General features: G+C 57.5%; 18 protein-coding genes and 5 tRNA genes. 10 read left to right on the top strand and 13 right to left on the bottom strand.

The features are described from left to right. Window positions 1–12: 12 nt before the first annotated feature. A complete protein-coding gene (locus J2T55_RS05000; RefSeq protein ID WP_259054605.1) occupies window positions 13–1,263 on the top strand; it encodes a dicarboxylate/amino acid:cation symporter in 1,251 nt (416 codons plus the stop codon). A gap of 6 nt (window positions 1,264–1,269) precedes the next feature. On the opposite strand, the gene J2T55_RS04995 is transcribed toward J2T55_RS05000, so the two are convergent. The 9 genes from J2T55_RS04995 to J2T55_RS04955 all read right to left on the bottom strand — a co-directional run bounded on the left by J2T55_RS04995 (window position 1,270) and on the right by J2T55_RS04955 (window position 10,141). Beyond that, window positions 1,270–3,183, bottom strand: a complete 1,914-nt coding sequence (locus tag J2T55_RS04995) for a SurA N-terminal domain-containing protein (protein WP_259054604.1) — start codon at window positions 3,181–3,183, stop codon at window positions 1,270–1,272. Window positions 3,184–3,404: 221 nt separating this feature from the next. Then, window positions 3,405–3,481: transfer RNA gene (locus J2T55_RS04990), tRNA-Asp, on the bottom strand. A 22-nt stretch (window positions 3,482–3,503) separates the two neighbouring features. Beyond that, a tRNA-Val gene (locus J2T55_RS04985) sits at window positions 3,504–3,579 on the bottom strand. A gap of 15 nt (window positions 3,580–3,594) precedes the next feature. Continuing rightward, window positions 3,595–3,867 (bottom strand): HU family DNA-binding protein, encoded by a 273-nt coding sequence (locus J2T55_RS04980; protein WP_259054603.1) that lies wholly within the window; start codon window positions 3,865–3,867, stop codon window positions 3,595–3,597. 210 nt (window positions 3,868–4,077) lie between these two features. Next, window positions 4,078–6,513 carry an endopeptidase La gene (lon, locus tag J2T55_RS04975; protein ID WP_259054602.1) on the bottom strand — a complete coding sequence of 812 codons (2,436 nt, stop codon included), beginning with the start codon at window positions 6,511–6,513 and terminating at the stop codon, window positions 4,078–4,080. A 152-nt stretch (window positions 6,514–6,665) separates the two neighbouring features. Beyond that, complete coding sequence (gene clpX / locus J2T55_RS04970) at window positions 6,666–7,949, bottom strand: ATP-dependent Clp protease ATP-binding subunit ClpX (protein WP_259054601.1); 1,284 nt, start codon at window positions 7,947–7,949, stop codon at window positions 6,666–6,668. A 58-nt stretch (window positions 7,950–8,007) separates the two neighbouring features. Next, window positions 8,008–8,640 (bottom strand): ATP-dependent Clp endopeptidase proteolytic subunit ClpP, encoded by a 633-nt coding sequence (gene clpP, locus J2T55_RS04965; protein ID WP_259054600.1) that lies wholly within the window; start codon window positions 8,638–8,640, stop codon window positions 8,008–8,010. A 37-nt stretch (window positions 8,641–8,677) separates the two neighbouring features. Next, complete coding sequence (gene tig, locus J2T55_RS04960; protein ID WP_259054599.1) at window positions 8,678–9,991, bottom strand: trigger factor; 1,314 nt, start codon at window positions 9,989–9,991, stop codon at window positions 8,678–8,680. A gap of 65 nt (window positions 9,992–10,056) precedes the next feature. Then, window positions 10,057–10,141: transfer RNA gene (locus tag J2T55_RS04955), tRNA-Leu, on the bottom strand. A gap of 233 nt (window positions 10,142–10,374) precedes the next feature. On the opposite strand from J2T55_RS04955, the gene J2T55_RS04950 reads away from it, so the two are divergent. Next, window positions 10,375–10,863: a glutaredoxin family protein gene (locus J2T55_RS04950; RefSeq protein WP_259054598.1), complete on the top strand. Its 489-nt coding sequence runs from the start codon at window positions 10,375–10,377 to the stop codon at window positions 10,861–10,863. Between the two features lie 13 nt (window positions 10,864–10,876). Here J2T55_RS04950 and J2T55_RS04945 read toward each other — a convergent pair whose 3' ends face one another. Both J2T55_RS04945 and J2T55_RS04940 read right to left on the bottom strand, forming a co-directional pair. Continuing rightward, window positions 10,877–11,170, bottom strand: coding sequence for a hypothetical protein (locus J2T55_RS04945; RefSeq protein WP_259054597.1), 294 nt, complete (start codon window positions 11,168–11,170; stop codon window positions 10,877–10,879). 67 nt (window positions 11,171–11,237) lie between these two features. Beyond that, on the bottom strand, window positions 11,238–12,260 hold the full coding sequence (locus tag J2T55_RS04940; RefSeq protein ID WP_259054596.1) for an adenylate/guanylate cyclase domain-containing response regulator: 1,023 nt from the start codon (window positions 12,258–12,260) through the stop codon (window positions 11,238–11,240). 507 nt (window positions 12,261–12,767) lie between these two features. Here J2T55_RS04940 and J2T55_RS04935 point away from each other — a divergent pair. The 8 genes from J2T55_RS04935 (at window position 12,768) to J2T55_RS04900 (ending at window position 20,448) form a co-directional block, all read left to right on the top strand. Beyond that, on the top strand, window positions 12,768–14,123 hold the full coding sequence (locus J2T55_RS04935; RefSeq protein WP_259054595.1) for a sigma-54 dependent transcriptional regulator: 1,356 nt from the start codon (window positions 12,768–12,770) through the stop codon (window positions 14,121–14,123). Between the two features lie 235 nt (window positions 14,124–14,358). Then, window positions 14,359–14,763 carry a hypothetical protein gene (locus J2T55_RS04930; RefSeq protein WP_259054593.1) on the top strand — a complete coding sequence of 135 codons (405 nt, stop codon included), beginning with the start codon at window positions 14,359–14,361 and terminating at the stop codon, window positions 14,761–14,763. Between the two features lie 53 nt (window positions 14,764–14,816). Continuing rightward, window positions 14,817–15,311: a hypothetical protein gene (locus J2T55_RS04925; protein ID WP_259054592.1), complete on the top strand. Its 495-nt coding sequence runs from the start codon at window positions 14,817–14,819 to the stop codon at window positions 15,309–15,311. Window position 15,312: 1 nt separating this feature from the next. Continuing rightward, the gene (locus tag J2T55_RS04920; protein ID WP_259054591.1) at window positions 15,313–16,002 is read left to right on the top strand and encodes a hypothetical protein; all 690 of its coding nucleotides are present in this window, start codon (window positions 15,313–15,315) and stop codon (window positions 16,000–16,002) included. A gap of 59 nt (window positions 16,003–16,061) precedes the next feature. Continuing rightward, window positions 16,062–17,264 (top strand): hypothetical protein, encoded by a 1,203-nt coding sequence (locus J2T55_RS04915; RefSeq protein ID WP_259054590.1) that lies wholly within the window; start codon window positions 16,062–16,064, stop codon window positions 17,262–17,264. 138 nt (window positions 17,265–17,402) lie between these two features. Beyond that, entirely contained in the window at window positions 17,403–18,131 is a 729-nt protein-coding gene (locus tag J2T55_RS04910) for a C39 family peptidase (protein ID WP_259054589.1), read from the top strand. 192 nt (window positions 18,132–18,323) lie between these two features. Continuing rightward, window positions 18,324–18,962, top strand: a complete 639-nt coding sequence (locus J2T55_RS04905) for a hypothetical protein (protein ID WP_259054588.1) — start codon at window positions 18,324–18,326, stop codon at window positions 18,960–18,962. A gap of 184 nt (window positions 18,963–19,146) precedes the next feature. Then, entirely contained in the window at window positions 19,147–20,448 is a 1,302-nt protein-coding gene (locus J2T55_RS04900) for a transporter (RefSeq protein ID WP_259054587.1), read from the top strand. Window positions 20,449–20,509: 61 nt separating this feature from the next. On the opposite strand, the gene J2T55_RS04895 is transcribed toward J2T55_RS04900, so the two are convergent. Then, window positions 20,510–20,585 (bottom strand) — tRNA-Lys (locus J2T55_RS04895). Window positions 20,586–20,680: 95 nt separating this feature from the next. Beyond that, a tRNA-His gene (locus J2T55_RS04890) sits at window positions 20,681–20,756 on the bottom strand. Window positions 20,757–21,167: the final 411 nt, after the last annotated feature.

Below are 21,167 nucleotides of genomic sequence, written 5' to 3'. Positions count from 1 at the left end.
AGGACGCACTGCATGCCGCAATTCCGTCAGCAAACCCTGCTCTGGGCCATTCTTGTCGGTGCGGCCGCCGGTCTTGTCTGCGGCTGGTGGTTTGGCGAAGCCATGGCACCGGTAGCCTGGCTTGGCGATCTGTTCCTTGACGCGCTGAAGATGGTCATCGTGCCGCTGATCGTGGCGGCAGTCATCAGCGGCATCGGCTCGCTCGGCGATGTGCGCCGGCTCGGCCGCATCGGCGGCCTGACCCTGCTGTACTACTTGCTGACGACTGCCAGTGCAGTGCTGCTGGGACTCGTCCTGGTCAACCTGGTCCAGCCCGGCAGCGGCATCGACACGCTGGCCGGCGGCGTGCCGGAGGGCTTCGCCGACAAGGAAACGACCGGTTTCAGCGACATCGTCCGCTCGCTGATCAGCCCCAACCTGGTCGCCGCCGCCGCCGATACCCAGCTGTTGCCGATCATTGTCTTCAGCCTGCTGCTGGGTGCCGCACTAACGACCGTCGGCGAGCACGGCCGCACTACGCTCGCCTTCTTCGACGGCCTCAACGAGGCGATGATGAAGCTGGTGATGTGGATCATGGTGGCGGCCCCGGTCGGCATCTTTGCGCTCATCGCCGGGCGCTTCGCCGAGGCCGGCGGCGGCGCGGCGTTCCTGGCCGAGGTCCAGGCGGTGGGCTGGTACGTCGCCACGGTCATTGGCGGCCTGTTCCTGCATTTCCTGCTGCTGACCGCCGTCGGCCAGGCGCTGGCGCGGCGCGGCTTCAGCTACGTCCGCGCCCAGGGCCGGGCGCTGGTGACCGCTTTCGGTACCGGGACGTCCTCCGGCACCCTGCCGGTGACGATGGAGTGTGCCCGTGAGGCCGGCGTGGATGATCGCGCGGTACGCTTTGTGCTGCCGCTGGGGGCAACCGTGAACATGGACGGCACGGCGCTGTATGAGGCTGTGGCGGTCATGTTCATTGCCCAGGCCTATGGCATCGAGCTGGGTCTGGCCGAACAGACGCTGGTGTTCATTACCGCGACCCTGGCCGCGATTGGTGCGGCCGGCATTCCCCAGGCCGGGCTGGTGACGATGATCATCGTATTGACCGCCGTCAACCTGCCGCTGGAGGGTATCGGCCTGCTGCTGGCGGTGGACTGGTTCCTGGACAGGCTGCGAACGCTGGTCAACGTCTGGGGCGATAGCGTCGGCGCCGCCGTCATCGGCCAGTACATCGGTGCCAACGACGCTGCTGCGGCGCCTGCCGCGCCGCAGCCCAACGCCTGAGGCGACTCAGATATCCACGTTGTCGCGGTTGACCGATATCTCGGTCCGCGACTTGGCGTCCTCGACCAGATTCTGCCAGCTGTTCCGCGCGGTCGCCTGCCGCAGCTGCTCGCGCAGTTCGTCACGCTGCTCGGCGGTCAGCGTATCGACGCTCGGTACCTGCACATCACTGACACCCACGACGATGTAGTCGCCGCTGCCCAGCGAACTGCCGTCGTAGCGGGCCGCGTCGTCTTCCGGTGCCGGGATGCCGAAGGCGGTCCGCAGCACCGACCGGCTGACATTCGGGTCGTCACGCGTGGCTGCCTGCGCCTGCTGCCAGTCGATATCGTGCTCAGTCGCCACCGCTTCCGGCGACTCGCCCGCCTGCAGTGCCTGCAGTATGGCCTCGCCCTTTTCGATCGCCTGCTGGCGGGCGCGCTCGTACTTGATATCGTCAACAATTTCGTCCCGCACGCTGTCCAGCGGCAGCGGCTGGGCCGGCTCATGCTCGGCAACCCGCAGTACCAGCATGCGTGAATTGCCCAGTTCCAGTGCCTCGCTATTCAGTCCGCGTTCGAGCACGTCGTTGGAGAAGCTGGCCATCGCCACCTCGGGTTCGGCGGCGATGCCTTCACCACCGCCCTCGCTGAACCAGTCACTGGTCTGAATATCAGCATTCAACGCATCGGCGGCCGGCTCCAGGGAACGCGGGTTCTCGTAGGCCAGCGTTGCCAGGCGATCGGCCTGTTCGAAAAACAATTGTTCGGCCTGTTCGCGGCGATAGTCTTCCTCGACCTCGTCACGCACACTGCCGAAATCGCTGCGCTCGCCGCCCTTGGCATCGTCAACCCGGACGATGTGCATGCCGACATCGGAGCGGATAATGTCGCTGATCTCGCCCTTGTCCATGTCGAAGACCAGCTCGTCGAGCTCCGGTGCCATCACGCCGCGTGGCGTGAAACCGAGAGAAATCTGTTCGAAGTCGTTGCCCAACTGATCTTCATAGTCCTCGGCCACCTCTTCCATGGTCATGCCGGCATCGAGTTTCTCCTGGATGAATTCCATTGACTCGCGGGCAGTCTCGACAGCCTCTTCTTCCGCATCCTTGTCCAGTTTGATGTACATCTGCGTCAGTTTGCGTGCCTCGTCAACGGAATACGACTCCGCATTGCTTTCAAAATAGGCGCGCAGATCGTCCTCGCTAACTTCGACATCGTCCATCAGGCTTTCGAGGGTTAGATCGATATAGGCAATACGGACCCTAGCCGGCTCACGGTAATCATCGATATTCTCGTCATAATAGGTCTGGATGTCGTCATCGCTGACCTCAATGCTGTCATAAAGCGGCTGCGCGGCGATGGTGACGTAACGAATATCACGCGTCTGGGCCTCGATCTTGGCCAGCCGGGTAACATCCGCATCGGTAACGAATGCGGTGTCGATGATCGAATTGCGCAGTTGCTGCAACAGGACTTCCTCGCGCATCTGCTGTTCAAACCCGGAAGCGCTCATGCCAATACGTGACAGCGCCTGCTGGTAACGTCTCTGGCTGAAACCGCCATCGTCATCATGAAACGCGTCGATAGCGCGAATACCGGCAACCACATCGGCATCGCTGACGCGCATGCCGGCGTCACGGGTCAGCTGCTTGAGCACTTGTGTCTCTATCAACTGATTCAATGCTTCCTGGCGCAGCATTTCGTTGTTCAGGGAATTGGCCGACTGACCCAGTGCCTGTTGGACCTGCTGACGATAGTTCTGGTAGGCGCGCTGATACTCGGCGATGGTAATTGGTCGATCACCGACCCGGGCCACGTTCTGGCTACCGCCCGGTTCCATGTAGTAATGAATGCCAAAAAAGGCAAAAACGATAATGATTAGTCCTACAATAACGCCAGCTATCCAGCCGGAAACAACGTCTTGGATTTTCAGCAGCATATCGACTGTCTCTGATAATTAATTAGTTAGCTTTATTGATTGAACCATAGTCCCGGCCGCGAGCGGGCTTTATGGAAACCCGGCCGCGCTGGTGCAGCGCCATGAGCACGGGGCATTTTACCGTGTTGTTCGCCGTAATGCCTCCCCGACAGTAGACACGGAACGGGAATACGGGCCACAAACAAAAACGGGCGTCCGCATGGGACGCCCGTGGTGCTTAATGGCGGAGCGGACGGGACTCGAACCCGCGACCTCCGGCGTGACAGGCCGGCATTCTAACCAGCTGAACTACCGCTCCGTATATAACCTGATTGTCTCTTTGGTGGGTGCTGAGGGGATCGAACCCCCGACCTTCGCCTTGTAAGGGCGACGCTCTCCCGGCTGAGCTAAGCACCCGTCCGGAAAAGCGCGCTAGTTTATGGCATCTTTGAGCGCTTTTCCAGGCTTAAATCCTGGAACTTTCGAAGCCTTGATCTTGATCTCGGCGCCGGTCTGCGGATTGCGACCGGTACGGGCGGCACGCTCACGCACGGAGAAGGTACCAAAACCCACCAAGGTCACGCTGTCGCCCTTTTTCAGCGAGTCGGTGATGGCATCAAGGGCCCCGTCCAATGCCCGCGCAGCTGATGCTTTTGAAATATCAGCCGCCTCCGCTACGGCGTCAATCAGTTCTGATTTATTCATTCGTTATTCCCCTTGGAAATAGGACCAGCACATGAGAAGTGCTGATCATGAAATTATTCGCTTGAAGTCGATATACCCGGACTGGCGCTAAGACTTATTAACGCCGAGCGGAGTTTTATACCAAGCACCCCTATCGCCGTCAAGAAGCGCCAGAACCCGCTGCCAAACAATTAACATCACTAAACCGGCAAACGAATAAAACTGGTACGGTTAATGCGTACGCAGATGGTCCGTGTCCTTGTCGGCGTCCTTGTCATCCTGCTTGACCAGTTCTACCGCCTGATCCTGTTCCGGCAACGGTTCCGGCATACGCGGCAGGGCAACCGTCAGGACCTCGTCAATCCAGCGGACCGGACGAATATCAAGATTCTTCTTGATATTCTTTGGAATTTCCGCCAGTTCGCGCTCGTTTTCCTGCGGAATCAATACCACCTGAATGCCGCCACGCAGCGCGGCCAGCAGTTTCTCCTTGAGACCTCCGATCGGCAATACTTCACCACGCAGGGTGATTTCACCGGTCATGGCGACGTCGGCGCGCACCGGAATGCCGGTCAGGGCCGAGACAACGGCCGTGCACATCGCGACACCGGCGCTGGGGCCGTCTTTCGGCGTCGCGCCTTCCGGCACATGGATATGAAAATCGTTTTCCTGGTAGAAATCCGGCTTGATACCCAGGACCCGGCTGCGGCTGCGCACTACCGTCATCGCTGCCTGAATTGATTCCTTCATGACATCGCCAAGCTGACCGGTATGGTTGGCCTTGCCCTTGCCCGGCACGATGGCCGCTTCAATCGACAGCAGATCGCCGCCGACCTCGGTCCAGGCCAGTCCGGTCACCTGACCGATGCGATCCTCCTCCTCGGCACGGCCGAAACGATAACGCTGCACTCCGATGAGCTTTTCGACTTTCTTCGGTGTGACCTGCATCTTCTTCTGCTGCGGCTTAAGCAACAGCTGCTTGACGACCTTGCGGCAGATGTTGGCAACCTCACGTTCCAGGTTACGTACCCCGGCCTCGCGCGTGTAATGGCGAATGATGTCGCGGATGGCCGGGTCCCCCATCAGGATTTCCTCGGGTTTCAGGCCGTTGCGCTCGATTTGTTTCGGTAACAGGTACTTGCGGGCGATATTGACCTTTTCATCCTCGGTGTAACCGGACAGACGAATCACTTCCATCCGGTCCAGCAATGCCGGCGGAATGTTCGTGCTGTTGGCCGTGGTCATGAACATGACCTCGGACAGATCGTATTCGACCTCAAGGTAGTGATCGGCAAAGGTCGAGTTCTGCTCCGGATCCAGCACTTCCAGCAACGCCGATGCCGGGTCGCCACGGAAGTCCATGGCCATCTTGTCGATCTCGTCGAGCAGGAACAGCGGGTTCTTCTTGCCGGTTTTGGCCATCGACTGGATGATCTTGCCCGGCATGGAACCGATATAGGTACGACGGTGACCGCGGATCTCGGCCTCGTCACGCACGCCGCCGAGCGACATGCGGATGAATTCACGATTGGTCGCACGGGCAATGGACTTGCCCAGCGAGGTCTTGCCGACACCGGGCGGGCCCACCAGGCACAGGATCGGCCCCTTCATGCTCTTGACGCGCTGCTGTACAGCGAGGTACTCGAGAATGCGCTCCTTGACCTTTTCCAGACCGTAGTGATCCTCGTTCAGCACCTGCTCGGCCTTAACAACATCACGCGAGATTTTGTTGCGCTTCTTCCACGGCACGCTGACCAGCCAGTCGATGTAATTGCGCACCACCGTGGCCTCGGCCGACATCGGTGACATCATCTTCAGTTTGTTCAGCTCGGACTGCGCCTTTTCCTTGGCCTCCTTGGTCATGCCGGCCTTTTCAATCTTGTTGGTCAGCTCCTCGATCTCGTTCGGCGCATCTTCCATCTCACCGAGTTCTTTCTGAATCGCCTTCATCTGCTCATTCAGATAGTACTCGCGCTGACTCTTCTCCATCTGCGTCTTGACGCGACCGCGGATGCGCTTTTCGACCTGCAACAGGTCGATCTCGGCTTCCATCAGGCCAATGATGTGCTCGAAGCGCTCGCGCAGGTCGACAATTTCGAGAATGTTCTGCTTTTCTTCCAGCTTAACCGCCATGTGCGCGGCAATGGTATCGGCCAGCCGGCCCGGGTCATCGATGCTCGACAGCGACGACATGACTTCCGGCGGCACCTTCTTGTTCAGTTTGACGTACTGGTCGAACTGGCTGGTTGCCGACCGGCCCAACACCTCGAGTTCGCGCTCGTCGTACTCGGGCGATTCGAGCTCCTGGACCTCGGCGGTAAAACAGCCGTCATCGTCGTTCAGCTGGGTGACCTGCGCGCGACTGCCGCCCTCGACCAGCACCTTGATGGTGCCGTCCGGCAGCTTCAGCAGCTGCAGTATGTTTGACAGCGTACCGATCTGGTAAAGGGAATCAGCGCTTGGATCGTCCTCGGCGGCGCTCTTTTGCGCGACCAGGAATATCTGCTTGTTGCCCGCCATGGCGGCGTCCAGCGCCTTGATCGACTTCTCGCGGCCGACGAACAACGGGATGACCATGTGCGGATAAACCACGACATCACGCAATGGCAACACCGGAAATGCGTTTTCCGGCACTTGGATTTCGGTTTGGTTCTGCTCTTCAGTCAAGGGATAATACCTCCGCTGGGACAGCGGTCGGGGACACGGTCGGTGTCATTACCGGCCGTATGTAAAGATGGATGTGGCTGAAAAACCGGCCATCTGTCGTATTCAATATACCACAGCATCGCGCCGGCCAGTGTCTCCGCCGGCTCTGGTTCTCAGTCGGAAGCCACCTTGGGCATGTCGGAACCCTCATAGATAATGAGCGGCTTGGACTCGCCCTTGATGACGGCCTCGTCGATGACCACCTTGGTGACGTTTTCCATCGACGGTAATTCATACATGGTGTCGAGTAGCACGTTTTCAAGGATCGAGCGCAAACCACGGGCACCGGTCTTGCGGTCCATGGCCTTGCGGGCGACGGCGCGCAGGGCGTCCTCGCGGAACTCGATCTCACAGCCTTCCATTTCGAACAGGCTCTGGTACTGCTTGACGATGGCGTTCTTCGGCTCCAGCAGGATAGTAATGAGCTGATCCTCGTTCAGCTCGTCCAGCGTCGCCGCCACCGGCATGCGGCCGACAAATTCCGGGATCAGACCGTACTTGACCAGATCTTCGGGCTCGACCGAGTGCAGTATTTCGGTAGCGCTCTTCTTGTCATGCTGGCCCTTGACCTCGGCCGAGAAGCCGATACCGCCCTTCTCCGAACGCTCACGGATGAGCTTGTCGAGACCGGAAAACGCGCCGCCGCAGATGAACAGAATATTGTCCGTGTTCACCTGCAGGAATTCCTGCTGCGGATGCTTACGGCCACCCTGCGGCGGCACCGAAGCGACGGTGCCCTCGATCAGCTTCAGCAGCGCCTGCTGCACACCCTCGCCGGACACATCGCGGGTAATCGACGGGTTGTCCGACTTGCGTGAAATCTTGTCAATTTCATCGATGTAGACAATGCCCTGCTGCGCCTTGTCGACGTCGTAGTCGCACTTTTGCAGCAGCTTCTGGATGATGTTCTCAACGTCCTCGCCGACATAACCGGCCTCGGTCAGTGTCGTGGCATCGGCGATGGTGAACGGCACATTCAGAACGCGCGCCAGTGTCTCGGCCAGCAGCGTCTTGCCGCTACCGGTCGGGCCGATGAGCAGCACGTTGCTCTTGGTAATTTCGACGTCGGACTTGTGCTGCGTCTTGTCCATGCGCTTGTAGTGGTTGTACACCGCGACCGACAGGATCTTCTTCGCCTGCTCCTGGCCGATGACGTACTCATCCAGTACTTCCTTGATCTCATGCGGTGTCGGCAGGCTGCTGCGCGACCCGGGCATGGACTTTTCCTCGATCTCCTCGCGAATGATGTCGTTACACAGTTCGACACATTCATCACAGATGAAGACCGACGGGCCCGCTATCAGCTTGCGGACTTCATGTTGGCTCTTGCCGCAAAACGAGCAGTACAACAGCCGATCGCTGTCACCGCCGTTCTTGCCCTGATTGCTGTCACTCATTTACAACACCTTCGAGTCAACATTGAATGAAATACTGACGCTCACCTTACTAAGCCGGTCACGTACTGGCAACATCGGGCACCGGTTTGCGTTCGCTCAGGACGTCGTCGATGAGGCCGTAGGTCACCGCTTCGTCGCCGCCCATAAAGCGATCGCGCTCGGTATCCTGCTGGACCTGTTCCACGGACTGTCCCGTATGTTTGGACAATATCTGGTTCAGTTGTTCACGCGCCTTGAGAATTTCGCGCGCGTGAATATCGATATCCGTCGCCTGGCCCTGGAAACCGCCCAGCGGCTGGTGGATCATGATGCGCGAGTGCGGCAGGCAGAAACGCTTGCCCGGGGCGCCGGCCGCCAGCAGCAGCGATCCCATGCTCGCCGCCTGACCGACGCACATGGTGCTGATATCGGGCTTGATGAACTGCATGGTGTCGTAAATGCCGAGTCCCGCGCTCACCGAACCGCCGGGTGAGTTGATATACAGATGTATATCCTTGTCCGGGTTCTCCGATTCCAGGAACAGCAACTGGGCGATGATCAGGTTGGCAACCTGGTCCTCGACCGGGCCGACCAGAAACACCACCCGCTCCTTGAGCAGCCGGGAATAGATGTCATAGGCACGTTCGCCGCGAGCGGACTGCTCGACGACCATCGGCACGAGATTTAAAGCTTGCGTATTAGGTGCACTCATGTATTTGAATCAACAGTAGAAAATAGTATCACGGCGATTACTCAGTCTGCCCTTTATTCATCAGAGCGTCAAACGTATACGGCGTCTCGCTGACCTGGGCCTGCGACAGCAGCCAGTCAATCAGCTTGTCCTCGATGACCAGGGCCTCGACCTCGCCAAGACGCTGCTGATCGGCGAAGTACCAGTTGACCACCTCTTCCGGGCTTTCGTAGCCGGAGGCGTTCTTTTCAATCAGTTCGCGCATTTCACTGGTCTCGGCCTTGATGCCCTGCTCGCTGACCATTTCGCGCACCAGCAGCTGCAACGCCACGCGCTTTTGCGCCTGTTCCAGGTAATTGGACTTGTCCATGCCCATGGCCTCCAGCTGCTCGTCGCCGATGCCGTACTGGCGCATGTTGTTCTTGGTCTGCTCCAGCAGGCGATCTTGCTCGGCCTCGACCAGCGCCGCCGGCAGCTCGACGCTGTTGGCCTGATAGAGCGCATCCATGACCGATTCCTTGGTACGGTTGCGTACGGTCTGCTCGGCCTCGCGCTCCATATTCCGGCGCACCTCGGCACGAAATGCCTCCATGCCGCCTTCGGTAACGCCGAACGCCTGGAAGAATTCGTCATTGAGCTCCGGCAGCCGGGCTTCCTGGACCTGCTTGACCGTGATCTCGAACTCGACCGGCTTGCCGGCCAGCTCCGCCTTGCCGTAATCGTCCGGGAATTTCAGGCTGAGGTTACGGGTGTCGCCAGCCTGGGCGCCCACCAGCCCCTCCTCGAAGCCCGGAATCAGGCGGTTGGCGCCGATCTCGACATCGAAATCCGTACCCTGGCCGCCCTCGAACACCTCGCCGTCGACGCGGCCGGTGAAGTCGACCTTGACCGTGTCGCCCTCGGCGGCGGCGCGCTCGACGGCTTCCAGCTGCTTCTGCTGCTGGCGCAGGGTCTCGATCATCTGGTCAACGTCAGTCTCATTGACCTCGCACACCGGCTGCTCGACCTTGAGCTGATCCGGGGCCACCGGCTTGACCTCCGGGTAGACCTCGAACGTCGCGGTGTAGGTGAAGCCCTGTTCCGTTTCCTGCGGCTCGATTTTCGGCTGACCCGCCGGGTTGAGCTGTTTTTCGGTCACCGCCTCATAGAAAGTCTGGCGCATGGTCTCGCCGATGACCTCGGCGCGAACCTGCTGGCCATAGCGCTTCTGGACCAGTTTCAACGGCACCTTGCCCGGCCGGAAACCGTCAATCCGGGTGGTGCGCGACAGGTTTTTCAGGCGGTTTTCAACCTCGCCGGCAATTCTATCTTCAGGGATCTCGACGCGCAGGCGGCGTTCCAGCGATCCCAGTTCTTCTACGGAAACTTGCATGATCTGTCCTCAGACCTAATGAATTATATATTTAAAAACAATAACTTAAGTGATAAATACGCGATTGGTGCGAAAGGAGAGACTCGAACTCTCACGGGTTGCCCCACTGGCACCTAAAGCCAGCGCGTCTACCAATTCCGCCACTTTCGCGCTTGTACTGTCTTGTGCGGGCAGCGCCTGTCACGGCGCCGCGTGGCTGACACCTGTCGCTGGGGTATACCGTGACAGAGCGCAGCAGGCGACCAAAGCTGCAGACGAATTATAAAGGTGGGCTCCGGCTTTGTAACCCTCCGGCACACGAAAATGCCGTTGACCCGGTGCGTAGCTTGATTGCCGGTGTATACTGACGCCATTAGGCATTTATTGAAAGAAGGGTGTATGCCATGGACCAGACACGCGCGCTATTGTCCTGTCTCTGCCTGCTCGCCGTCACCGGCCCGGCCGTCGCGGCGACCATTGTTCAGTGCGAGGATGCCGACGGCAATCGTACCTTCGAGGCCAGCTGTCCGCCGGGCACGACCCAGGTCGAGAAGAAAAGCTACTATACCGGACCCAAAGACACCGCACCTGACCTCGAAACCCTGAAGGCGGAGCGCCCCGTTGTCCTCTACCGGGTGCCCACGTGCGAGGCCTGCGACGCGGTAAGCAACTACCTGGATAACCGCGGTACGCCCTACAGCGAAAAGAATGTCTCCGACGACGCCGAGCTGCAGGAAGAGTTGCTGTCGATCAGCGGCGAACTGTCAGTACCGGTGGTAACGGTCGGCGAGGAAATGGTCGCCGGCTACAACCGGCCGATGCTCAGTGACAAGCTCGACGCGGCCGGCTACCCATCGGCAGAGGACGAGGGGACCGAGTCCGCCAGCCGCTAGCACGGCAAGCGATCTAGAAGCACTCCATTCCGAACTGCTTGCAGCTGCGGCGGCACTTGCGCGTGCCCTGTTTCGAATCGATGATGCAATCCTCGCCCCATTCACGGCACACCCGCATGCACTTGCGCCGCGACTCGGACTGCGTCTGCCGGCCACTGGCGCTGTCCTGTCCGGGCATCAACAGCGTGCCGGAGGGCACGCCCGCCCGATCGTTGCCGTCCTGCTTGCTGGTGGCCGGCTCGTCAGACAGGGCGAGCGGCGACGACGCCACCACGACTGACATTAATAAAGCGCGTAGTACATCCATTGGCACAACCGATTCATCTGGTTAGCAAATCACTTATACAGCCTACAGGCACACCGGGCCTACCAGCCTATTGGAGCCGGTAAATCGAGACAGGTTCACTGATACCGCGGATGTTCACCGACACCGGCGCACTGAAGCGGAATGATTCATCGGCAGTTTCCGCCACCACCGATCCGGACACCTCGATGGTCATGGATTCGGCATTGCTGCACAATCTGGAAGCCAGGTTAACGGACTGCCCCACGGCCGAATAGTCCAGATGTTCCTGCGAGCCGATATTCCCGATCAGTACCGGGCCCATGTCAATGCCAATAGCCACCGGCAGACTCGGCTGGTCGGCGACACCCTGCATGCCGGATGCCTGGTGCAGGATTTCCAGAGCACAGCGACAGGCGCTATGAGCCTTATGGTCACCGTCAAAAATCGCCATGATGCCATCGCCGGAAAACTTGTCGATGTAACCGCCATAGTGGTAAACCATATCGACCTGCATGGCCAGCAAGCGATTCAGCGAGTTGAACAACACCTCGGGTTCGGTCCTGCGGCTCAGGGCCGTGAAACCGCGGACATCGGAAAACATGATGCAGACTTCGCGCCGCTCCGGCACCGGTAATTCATCCGTGGTGGCATAGGCTTCCACCATACGCTGGGTCCGTGGCGATACGTAGCGATTGAGGTAACGCCGGACACGTTCCATTTCCAGGTAGTATTCAACCTTCTGGATATGTCCCTGCAGGCGGGCCTTGAGTACAACGGGATTGATTGGCTTGGCAATAAAATCCGTTGCTCCGGCATCGAACACCGCGGCCAGCATTTCCTCTTCTTCCAGCGCGGTGATGAAGATAATCGGTGTAATGCGATAGCGATCGTGTGCGCGCAGCTTGCGGCACAGTTCCAGCCCGCCCAGCCCGGGCATGCGGATATCGACCAGGAACGCATCAATGTCCTTTTCCAGGGCCAGGAACAGGCACTTCTCGCCACGGTCGGCGAGCTCGACATTGAAACCGTCGTTTTCCAGCAGACTCGCCAGCACGTTACGGGTCGTGCGATCGTCGTCCGCTACCAGAATCGTGTAATTATCATTTTGCATGCCGCCCTGCCCCCTGAGCAGGTGGAGCATCCTGCCGTTTCCCGCCGGCCGTCGTGGCCAGTCATGAACCAGTTTATCAACACACCGGTTTACAGACTTAATTATTATCCCGGCTGCCCCGACCAGGGCAGCCTGTTAAGTCTCTCTTGACAACCAATCCGGGCCGTTATCTGTTTTCCTTATATATCAAAGCTTGAGACATTTAATCTTGAGAATACAGATTAGAGTCATTTGTTGATTTAAATCAAGCGTCCGGCAATCGATTAAAATTACATGGTCTAATTTAAAACAACTGTCATTTGCAATAGCCACCCCCCTCTGCTATTAACTGTAGTTACCTGATCAGTGGGGTGACGTATGCCGGGGAGGCATATGTCCAGAGCACCCGGTCGAGGGCAATACTTTCTTCCCGTATAACCATAACAATATGCCCGCCCGGAGTTGCCAGTACCCACACTGGTCCACGCTAAGAGTCCTTATGCCTGTAGCACAGGAAGGAATAAAGCAATGGATGCACATAAGCCGTTGCTGTTCGTCGGCGATAATAAGCAGGGTGAACTGCAGCAGATTGCCAATGACATGCGCACGTGTGGCTGGACCGTACAGCACGCCAGCGACTGGGATCAGGCCGGGCTCTATTTGGACAAGCAGCCCTGTGAAGTTGGCCTGGCGCACCTCAATCCCAAACACCTGCCCGCCAAGACCGAGCTGGATGAGCTTGTCGACGGCAAACAAACCGAGTGGATCGCCCTCGTTGATACGCCGGCGCTTGGCAACTGCAATGTCCAGCAACTGATCCACAGCCTGTTCTTCGCCTATCACACAATACCTGGGGACGCGGCCAGGCTGGATAGTGTACTCGATCATGCCAGGGCCATGGCACGTTTATCATTCTCCGAATGCGGCCAGAATGAGCAGGCCGATAATGAATACGAAATGGTCGGCAGTACCGCCATCATGCGGCAACTGTTTGCAGATATCCGCAAGATCGCGGCCGTAGACGCCCCGGTTCTGATAACCGGCGAATCAGGCACAGGCAAGGAACTGACGGCACGCGCGATTCATGAACGTTCAAAACGCGCCCAGGGACCGTTCAACGCCGTCAACTGCGCCGCCATACCGGCCAACCTGGTTCAATCCGAGCTGTTCGGTCATGAAAAAGGCGCCTTTACCGGCGCCAATCAACGCAAGGCCGGACATTTTGAAGCGACCGCCGGTGGCACCATCTTCCTCGACGAGATTGGCGATTTGCCACTCGACCTGCAGGTCAACCTGCTGCGTTTTCTGGAACGCCATTGTATCCAGCGCGTCGGCAGCAGCCAGGAGATTCCCGTGGACGTGCGTGTGCTGGCTGCCACGCACGTCGATCTGGAAACGGCCGTGGCCGAAAAACGTTTCCGTGAGGACCTGTATCATCGCCTCAATGTCCTGACTATAAAAACACCGCCCTTGCGCGAGCGTCAGGAAGACATCGAAGTCCTGGCCAATTTCTTCTTCCACAAGTTCCGTTGCGAGAAAAGCAGCCGCCTGACTGGCATCAGCGAACAGGCCCTAACCATCATGCACCAGTACGACTGGCCAGGTAACGTGCGCGAGCTGATCAACCGCATGCGGCGGGCCATGGTGATGTGTGACAGCCGTTTGATACGGCCTGCCGATCTCGGCCTGGAGCGTCGCAAATCCAAACGCGTCGTAGTTACGCTGGAACAGGCACGTGACAAGGTGGAAAAGAACACCATCCATACTGCCTTGATGCGCAATCAGAATAACGTCTCACGCGCGGCCCAGGAACTCGGCATCTCACGAGTCACCCTGTACCGGTTACTGGAAAAGCATCACATCCCCCACGCCGGCAAGCATTGACCGACCGACAATCAGCAGCATGCCAGCAAACTGTATCATTCCTGTATCACTTCCATAACAGCGGCAAACAGGCCCATTCAGTCTGATAAAGGTTGATGGGGCCTACAGCCCGTATCGATAGCTTTACAGTCGTCATCAAGCGGTAAAAACCCTTTCCTAACAAAAACAGCCACATACCTATTGGCATAGCGATTGCTATGTCTATTCACATCAGCAACCGGTGAGGAAGCGGACGGTGAATAGACTCCAAAACAATCAAGCACGCGTTAGTTGCCATACCCCCTGGCAGCGCCCCTTATCGCTGCTTATGGCGCTCTCATTCGCTCTGCTTAGTGCCACCTCGCCGGTTGCTGCTGAACAATTGGCAGATAGACCGGCTCCTGCGGGCGTACATTACGCCTACGCCGGCTTTAGTGTCACGACGACAGGAAATATCAGCGGCCACACGCCCTTAAACGACGACCAGCTGGGCCAGGTTCGCGGTCTGTTTACCGAACCCATGCTGATACAAGCGAGTAACGGTAATGAAACCGGCGTCATTCTCTGGGACGAAACCAGCTCCAGTGGCAATCGTACTTCCGTCATGCAAAGCAATGGTCATAACAACAGCCAGAACAACCGCCTCAAGATGGGCCAATGACAATGACCATCAAAACACACAGAGTAATCATTCTGTCCCAGGCAATCTTTCTGATGCTGCTGTTCGCCGCCGCCTCACCTGTGCTCCAAGCTCAGGACAGCTCCCCCAACCTCAGACCCGGCGTCAATCCCGGTGAAGTGGTTGTGATACGCCGAGTCGAGCCGGCACCCATGAACCGGGTTGACCGTGACAATGGCCCGATCACCACCAAGATCAATCTGCGTCGTACTGGCGAACTCAGCAACGGAGTCAACAACCAGGTCAATAATCAACTGGATGGCATGATGGGAATTGCACTGTCGGACAGCCAGGCAGCAGGTGTGCACAGCACACCCGCGCCGGCCCGACAGCTGCATCAGGCACTCGGCATGGAACAGGGCCATAACCTAAACCGTAATGGTGGCAGCCATTCCCAGGCAAACAGCAGCAGCGGTCGGCTCATGGGCATCCTCAATGCAGAAAGCGGCAGGGGCGGCAGCATCGGCGGCGTCATGTCCGGCTTCTCGGATACGCTCAAGCAGTCGCTGGGCGCCATAAACCAACAATAAAATGACAAGACAGAAAACCATGAATCTGCAATCAACCACCAGTCAATCAATAGCAAACCAGTGGCTTGCATGGTCCAGCTCAGGCTGTCTGCAAAAAATGATAACGGCCTTGGCCGTCAGTCTGCTAACAGCGGCTCCCGCACTGGCACAGGAACTCTCCCCCGCAAATTCGTTTTATTCAGCCAGAACCATTCTGAATGGCAACGCGCTCAGCGGCGTGACCGGGGCGATCAACGTCAACATGGCGGCCGGGGACAACAACCTGCAGAACAACGCCGGCACCATGGCGCTGGGTGAATACGCGCATATAACCAACCTTATAGTGCAGCGGGCTTTACTGAATAGTGGCTTCGCGCCGGACAAGGCATCTGTACGCATTGGCGACAGGGCCTTCAGCAATGCCGTGGGATGGATCACGGTCAACCAGGCGGCGGGGCAAACGAATGTACAGAGCAATACGATGGGTATGGCTCTGGGCATAAAAGGCAGCAGTCTGACCGACATGAGTCTGGGTCAGGTACTGTCCAATCAGCAAATACTGACCGGCGACCCGGATTCCGGGACACCACAGCGTCAAATCGAGATAGAGAGCTCGACGTTCAGTGGTGCCCGGGGAATTATCCAGGTCAACCAGTCAGCGGGTACAGGCAATGCCACTCGCAACAGTTTCAGCCTCCAAATGGGGCCGTAACGGGGCGATGGGATAGCCAGTAATAATATAGCACAAACTAATAAGTCAGGAGATACACCATGAAAACCTTTAAATTGACTCCGCTGGCGCTGGCGATTGCTGCCCTGGTAGCTTCGCCGCTCGTGCTGGCAGGCAACGGCGGTTATCCGAACGGTGGTGGTAACCACTTCGAGACCGACAGCGAAATCGATTCCGAGTTTGAGAACGATATCGAGGTAGACCTCGAGCATAACGCCGATACCGACAAGTACATCGACGTCAAGATCGACGCCGAAGTCGACCCGGGCAACTACAGCGGCGCCACCGTTGACAGCAAGCAGCTGACCGACGATGTCGACGTTGACAACAAGCTCAGCGAGAACAATGCCCGTTTGAACGGCGACGCCCTGCGTGGCGCTTCTGGCAACATCGGTGTCAACGTTACTGCTGGTGACGACAACAAGCAGGCCAACGATGCGGCCCTGTCCGCTTCTGACGCGGCCACCGTGTTTGCCCAGTCAGCGGCGTTCTCGGCCCAGTCTGCTTCCAACAACAAGGTCGACAACCAGGGCGCTACCAACAACGCCACGCTCGGTGGCAACGCCCTGCAAAACGCCACTGGCAATATCGGTGTGAACATTGCCGCAGGTGTCGCCAATGCCCAGCAGAATTCACTGGCAGCTTCGGTTAATACCGCCAGCGGTTCGGCGGATGCGACCACAGCCGGCGTTCAGCAGAGCTTTGATAACTACACCGATAATACCGGCAAGGTGGTCACGCTGGAGAAGGGCTTTGTCTATCGTGAAAACCTGGTCATGGTCGGCGGCTACGCCGGTGGTGGTGGTGGCACCTATTCGGGTGAATGGGAACAGACCAATAACGTCTATCCGGAAATCTGGATGAGCAACAACCCCAGTGACCCGGACACCCTGAATCATCCCTGTTCAAACTGTCAGCAAGTTGGTCACCTTGACTTCGATGCCGATCAGGAAAATGGCCGCTTTGCTGGTGAAGAAAGTGGTGAATTCGGCTTCAGGGAAGCCGGCATCATCGTGCTCAAGGGTGCCGCCTCGGGTTATGGCAAGACCTTTGAAGACGTCATCGTCTATCACCAGAACAATGCTACCTTCGGTGGCAATGCTCTGCGCGGTGCCAGCGGCAACATCGGCGTGAACGTCGCTGCCGGCAGCAACAATCTGCAGCGCAACTCGCTGTCGATTGCAGCCGCGACTGGTGGTAATGGCGGTGGCAATGGTGGTGGTAATGGTGGTGGTGAATTATAAAAGCACCATTACAAAGACCAGCATAATATATAAATGCTGATACAAGTTCCCGGTCCGCCACAAGCGGACCGGGATTTTTCTCCAGGGATGGGCCGGTACATTGGCAGGGAAGCAGTCGACGACCATGGACAGAAGCGCATGTTGTCAGTAAATGACAGGAATATTATCAGCGGCATGGTTGGCGCAGTGATGCTAGCTACGACCCTGCTTGTCAGCATACCAGAGACAAGCCAGGCCGCCGGGATCAAGTTCGGCAATGCCATACCCGGCACCATGATCACCAAGAATGTGCAATCCATCCGCGAACGTCGCTACGAAAATCTCGTTGAACAGCAAACCGATTTCTCCTGTGGTGCCGCATCCGTCGCAACCATCCTCAGGTATGCCTACGGCCAGGAAGGCATTACCGAGCTTGATGTGCTCGACGGCATGCTGGATGTCGCCGACCCGGAAGTTGTCAAGGCCAGGGGTTTTTCCCTGCTGGACCTGAAGAACTATGTCGAATCACTGGGGCTGCGTGGCCGCGGTTACCAGGTTGAAACTGAAACGCTCGATGATGTATCCATCCCGGTTATCGTGCTACTGGACCTGAATGGCTACAAGCATTTCGTCATCATGAAAAAGACCAGTGGCGATCGTGTCTATGTCGGCGACCCTGCACTGGGCAACCGCATCATGGAGCGTGATGAATTTGTCGCTTCTTGGAATAACATCATTTTCGCCATAGTTGGCGAGGGATTCAATGAAAATACCGTTTTGCTCAAGCCCCGGCAGCCACTGACGGCACGCAAACTAACCGACGTGTTTGCGCCGGTGCCCAAGCATAGATTACTGGATTTCGGCTTCATACATGCCGATTTATTTTGATTATATCGATAGCCTTTTTGAGGGACTAGAGAGATGAACACTCGATTTGTAAGGCGTCACTGGTTTATCGTTCAGGCCAGTGCTCTACTGTGCATAACAGTCGGAACGACAGCGCCGGCAGCCCAGGCAGCCTGGCCTGATACTTCCGCTTTCAGCAATGCACGCGAACTGACTGACGGTGAACTGAGTGGTATGCGGGGCCGTTTTATTGACGGCAATAAAATCCTTTACTTTGGCATCCAGATGACCAGCGAGTGGCGCACCGCAGCCGGTGAGTCGCTCCAGGCGGGCGCCATCATGTATGCCGACATGAGCGGCAAGGTACCGAACGTAAGGTTCGAGCCACACATAACCGCGGCAAACGGTGACGGCAACACTCCGTCACAGCAGAATTTCGGCAACAACCAGGTTCAGAATCAGGGCACGGAAAATGCGAGCGGCGTCGTCCAAACCATTCAGGCCGGCGGCGACCACAATTCCGCCAGCAATGATTTCTTTATTGAAATCGACAGCCGCAGCCGTGGCAATGCGCTGCCCGGCAATACAGGCAATGGCATGTCCAACTTGACCACACTGTCCGGTGCCAGATTATCGGTCAGCAGTGGCAATGGCGGCCTCGGTGTCAGCATTGATGTGCCGGGACAGGGGCGTATCAACCAGCAGATACTCTCGCGCCAGGGGCTGCACCAGTCCGTTCAGCTAAACAGCAATTTACAACAGATACGCAATGTTACGCGCCTGCAGCTGGGTATAGATCGTCAGGCCAGTGCAGGCATGGACGGCCAGATGCGCCGTGCCATCGAGACCGCCCGGGGCCTGAATCGCCTCTAATTCAGGATTTTATCAAGCGTCTCTGCTATAAGTTATAGAGAGCAAAAACCGCGAACACGGATGGTGCATTTGCCCATCCGCGTTCCCATTCAAAAGGCCGGCAGTGGCAGGTAATCGTGTGGTCCGGTTACAGACAGCGGCTTAATAAAAATTGCAATATGGGAACCACCTGGGGGCATTAAAAATGAAAAGAACGACTGTTTATACCATGGCGTTGGCCACGCTATTGAGCAGCCGGGGCGCTGCCGTTCTGGCCGAGGATATAGATGAGGTTGAACGCCTGCGGGCACAGGTGGAAGCTTTGAAGGAGCAAGCTGAAAAGCAGCAAAAAGTCATTTCAATAATCAGTCAACGTCTCGAAAAGATTGAGAACACCGACGCTAAAGCCGGAACCAATCGAATCAGCAAAAAATCAGTACCCGATAGCGAGCTGGAAAGATTGGCCGGCAGGGGCACATCGCAGACAGACAACAGTCCGCCACCAGCCAGCACGGAGAGCGCCCCGGCCCAGGGCGAGGAGGAAGTGGTCAAAGAGGCCGGCCCGAGCCAGAGTGTCCGCGACGTCCTGCGCGAAGAGCACACCTTGTTCAATCAGCGACTCACCCTGGAACCCGGCTTCACCTACTCCTATTCCGATCGCAGTCAGCTGGCACTCAGCGGCTTCCTGGCACTGGATGCCATTTTCCTCGGCCAGATCAACGTGGATACGGTTGAAAGTCATATAATGACCCTGGACATGAATGCTCGTTATGGCTTTTCGGACCGCCTTGAGGCAGAGGTCAACGCCCCATTTATCTATCGTGAATCAACCTATCAGTCGATCGGTGTCGGCGGCTCGACAACGCAAAGCAGTGAAGTGAGTGTTGATGAAACCGGTCTCGGCGACATTAGTGCCGCACTGTACTACCGCCTGTTCCGGGAAACCCAGACCACGCCGGATGTGGTCGTCAATATCGGTTTTCGTGCGCCGACAGGCTCCGACCCCTTTGGTATCCCTACCCAGGTAGATCCCGTCAATAACAATGTCACGTTCCCCTCCGAACTGCCTACGGGCAACGGCGTCTGGGGTGTGACCGGCGGCGTATCCGTGCTCAAGACCATTGACCCGGCTATCGTGTTCGCCAATGCCGGCTATACCTACAACATCGAGGAAAGTTTTGACGACATCAACGCGACCAGTGGCAACCAGCCGGGCGACGTAAAGCTGGGCGACGCCATACGTTTCGGTTTCGGCACGGCCTTTGCCTTGAATGAGCGCTTCAGCCTGTCGCTGTCATACAGCCACCAGTACAGCATGAAATCCGAGGTGACGCAGAATGGCGTCAGTCAGAGGATCATCGGTAGCGATGCCAATGTCGGCGTCATGAATTTCGGCGCCACTTACGCGCTCAACAACTCGACATCCATCGTCAGCAACATAGGCCTCGGCCTCACCAACGATGCATCCGATATCGCCATAACCTTCCGCGTCCCCATGCAATTCTAGCCGTATAATATCGGTAAACAAAAAAAGCCGTTCAGGGCAACCTGAACGGCTTTTTTCAGTTTGGTGGGCCGTGGAGGAATCGAACCTCCAACCTTGGGATTAAGAGTCCCCTGCTCTACCAATTGAGCTAACGGCCCTTCATTTTTTGCCATTCGCGGACATTGCGCCCGCTGTTGATACATCAGCAAACAACAATGCAGGGCTCACGCCCTGCATTGGTTGCCATCAAGTTTGGGGTGAGAGATGGGACTTGAACCCACGACCACCGGAGCCACAATCCGGAGCTCTACCAGCTGAGCTACTCCCACCATAAAATCTGTACTGCCTGATTTGGTGCGCCTGGCAGGACTCGAACCTGCTACCCTCGGCTTAGCTTACCAACTACTGTTTTCACAGCCTGACTATACCGACTGGATCCCCGCTTTCGCGGGGATGACACCTACGGCGTCAGTTTGTGGTCTGGACTATCTCTTCGCCATCTCAGGCGCTACACGTATAGTCTCTACGGAACCCCGCCGTACTTCATTGTTGCAGGTTTCCACGGGATTGCCATCAGCCCAGCCTGTTTGACTGGCTGCTAAGGTTTCCCCGTTACGGTGTAGTCCACCCGACAGGTTCAATTTCCCTGCAGGGGCTCCTGCAATGAGCAACTGACATACCAGTCACTCGCTTAAAGGCCGATGCTCTATCCGGATGAGCTACAGGCGCATATCGTAAAC

The sequence above is a fragment of the Methylohalomonas lacus genome, assembly GCF_024808875.1.
GTDB classification, from domain to species: domain Bacteria; phylum Pseudomonadota; class Gammaproteobacteria; order Methylohalomonadales; family Methylohalomonadaceae; genus Methylohalomonas; species Methylohalomonas lacus.
Note: the sequence above shows the minus strand (reverse complement) of the source record. Positions and strands in the feature narration are given on the sequence as shown.

Excerpts from the sequence above, each read along its gene's own strand:
- J2T55_RS04935 (WP_259054595.1), top strand. The coding sequence starts at position 12,768 with ATGGATGCACATAAGCCGTTGCTGTTCGTCGGCGATAATAAGCAGGGT.
- J2T55_RS04980 (WP_259054603.1), bottom strand. The coding sequence starts at position 3,867 with ATGAATAAATCAGAACTGATTGACGCCGTAGCGGAGGCGGCTGATATT.
- J2T55_RS05000 (WP_259054605.1), top strand. The coding sequence starts at position 13 with ATGCCGCAATTCCGTCAGCAAACCCTGCTCTGGGCCATTCTTGTCGGT.
- J2T55_RS04925 (WP_259054592.1), top strand. The coding sequence starts at position 14,817 with ATGCTGCTGTTCGCCGCCGCCTCACCTGTGCTCCAAGCTCAGGACAGC.
- J2T55_RS04905 (WP_259054588.1), top strand. The coding sequence starts at position 18,324 with ATGCGGGGCCGTTTTATTGACGGCAATAAAATCCTTTACTTTGGCATC.
- clpP (WP_259054600.1), bottom strand. The coding sequence starts at position 8,640 with ATGAGTGCACCTAATACGCAAGCTTTAAATCTCGTGCCGATGGTCGTC.
- J2T55_RS04920 (WP_259054591.1), top strand. The coding sequence starts at position 15,313 with ATGACAAGACAGAAAACCATGAATCTGCAATCAACCACCAGTCAATCA.
- J2T55_RS04945 (WP_259054597.1), bottom strand. The coding sequence starts at position 11,170 with ATGGATGTACTACGCGCTTTATTAATGTCAGTCGTGGTGGCGTCGTCG.
- tig (WP_259054599.1), bottom strand. The coding sequence starts at position 9,991 with ATGCAAGTTTCCGTAGAAGAACTGGGATCGCTGGAACGCCGCCTGCGC.
- J2T55_RS04900 (WP_259054587.1), top strand. The coding sequence starts at position 19,147 with ATGAAAAGAACGACTGTTTATACCATGGCGTTGGCCACGCTATTGAGC.
- J2T55_RS04940 (WP_259054596.1), bottom strand. The coding sequence starts at position 12,260 with ATGCAAAATGATAATTACACGATTCTGGTAGCGGACGACGATCGCACG.
- J2T55_RS04995 (WP_259054604.1), bottom strand. The coding sequence starts at position 3,183 with ATGCTGCTGAAAATCCAAGACGTTGTTTCCGGCTGGATAGCTGGCGTT.
- clpX (WP_259054601.1), bottom strand. The coding sequence starts at position 7,949 with ATGAGTGACAGCAATCAGGGCAAGAACGGCGGTGACAGCGATCGGCTG.
- J2T55_RS04950 (WP_259054598.1), top strand. The coding sequence starts at position 10,375 with ATGGACCAGACACGCGCGCTATTGTCCTGTCTCTGCCTGCTCGCCGTC.
- J2T55_RS04915 (WP_259054590.1), top strand. The coding sequence starts at position 16,062 with ATGAAAACCTTTAAATTGACTCCGCTGGCGCTGGCGATTGCTGCCCTG.
- J2T55_RS04910 (WP_259054589.1), top strand. The coding sequence starts at position 17,403 with ATGTTGTCAGTAAATGACAGGAATATTATCAGCGGCATGGTTGGCGCA.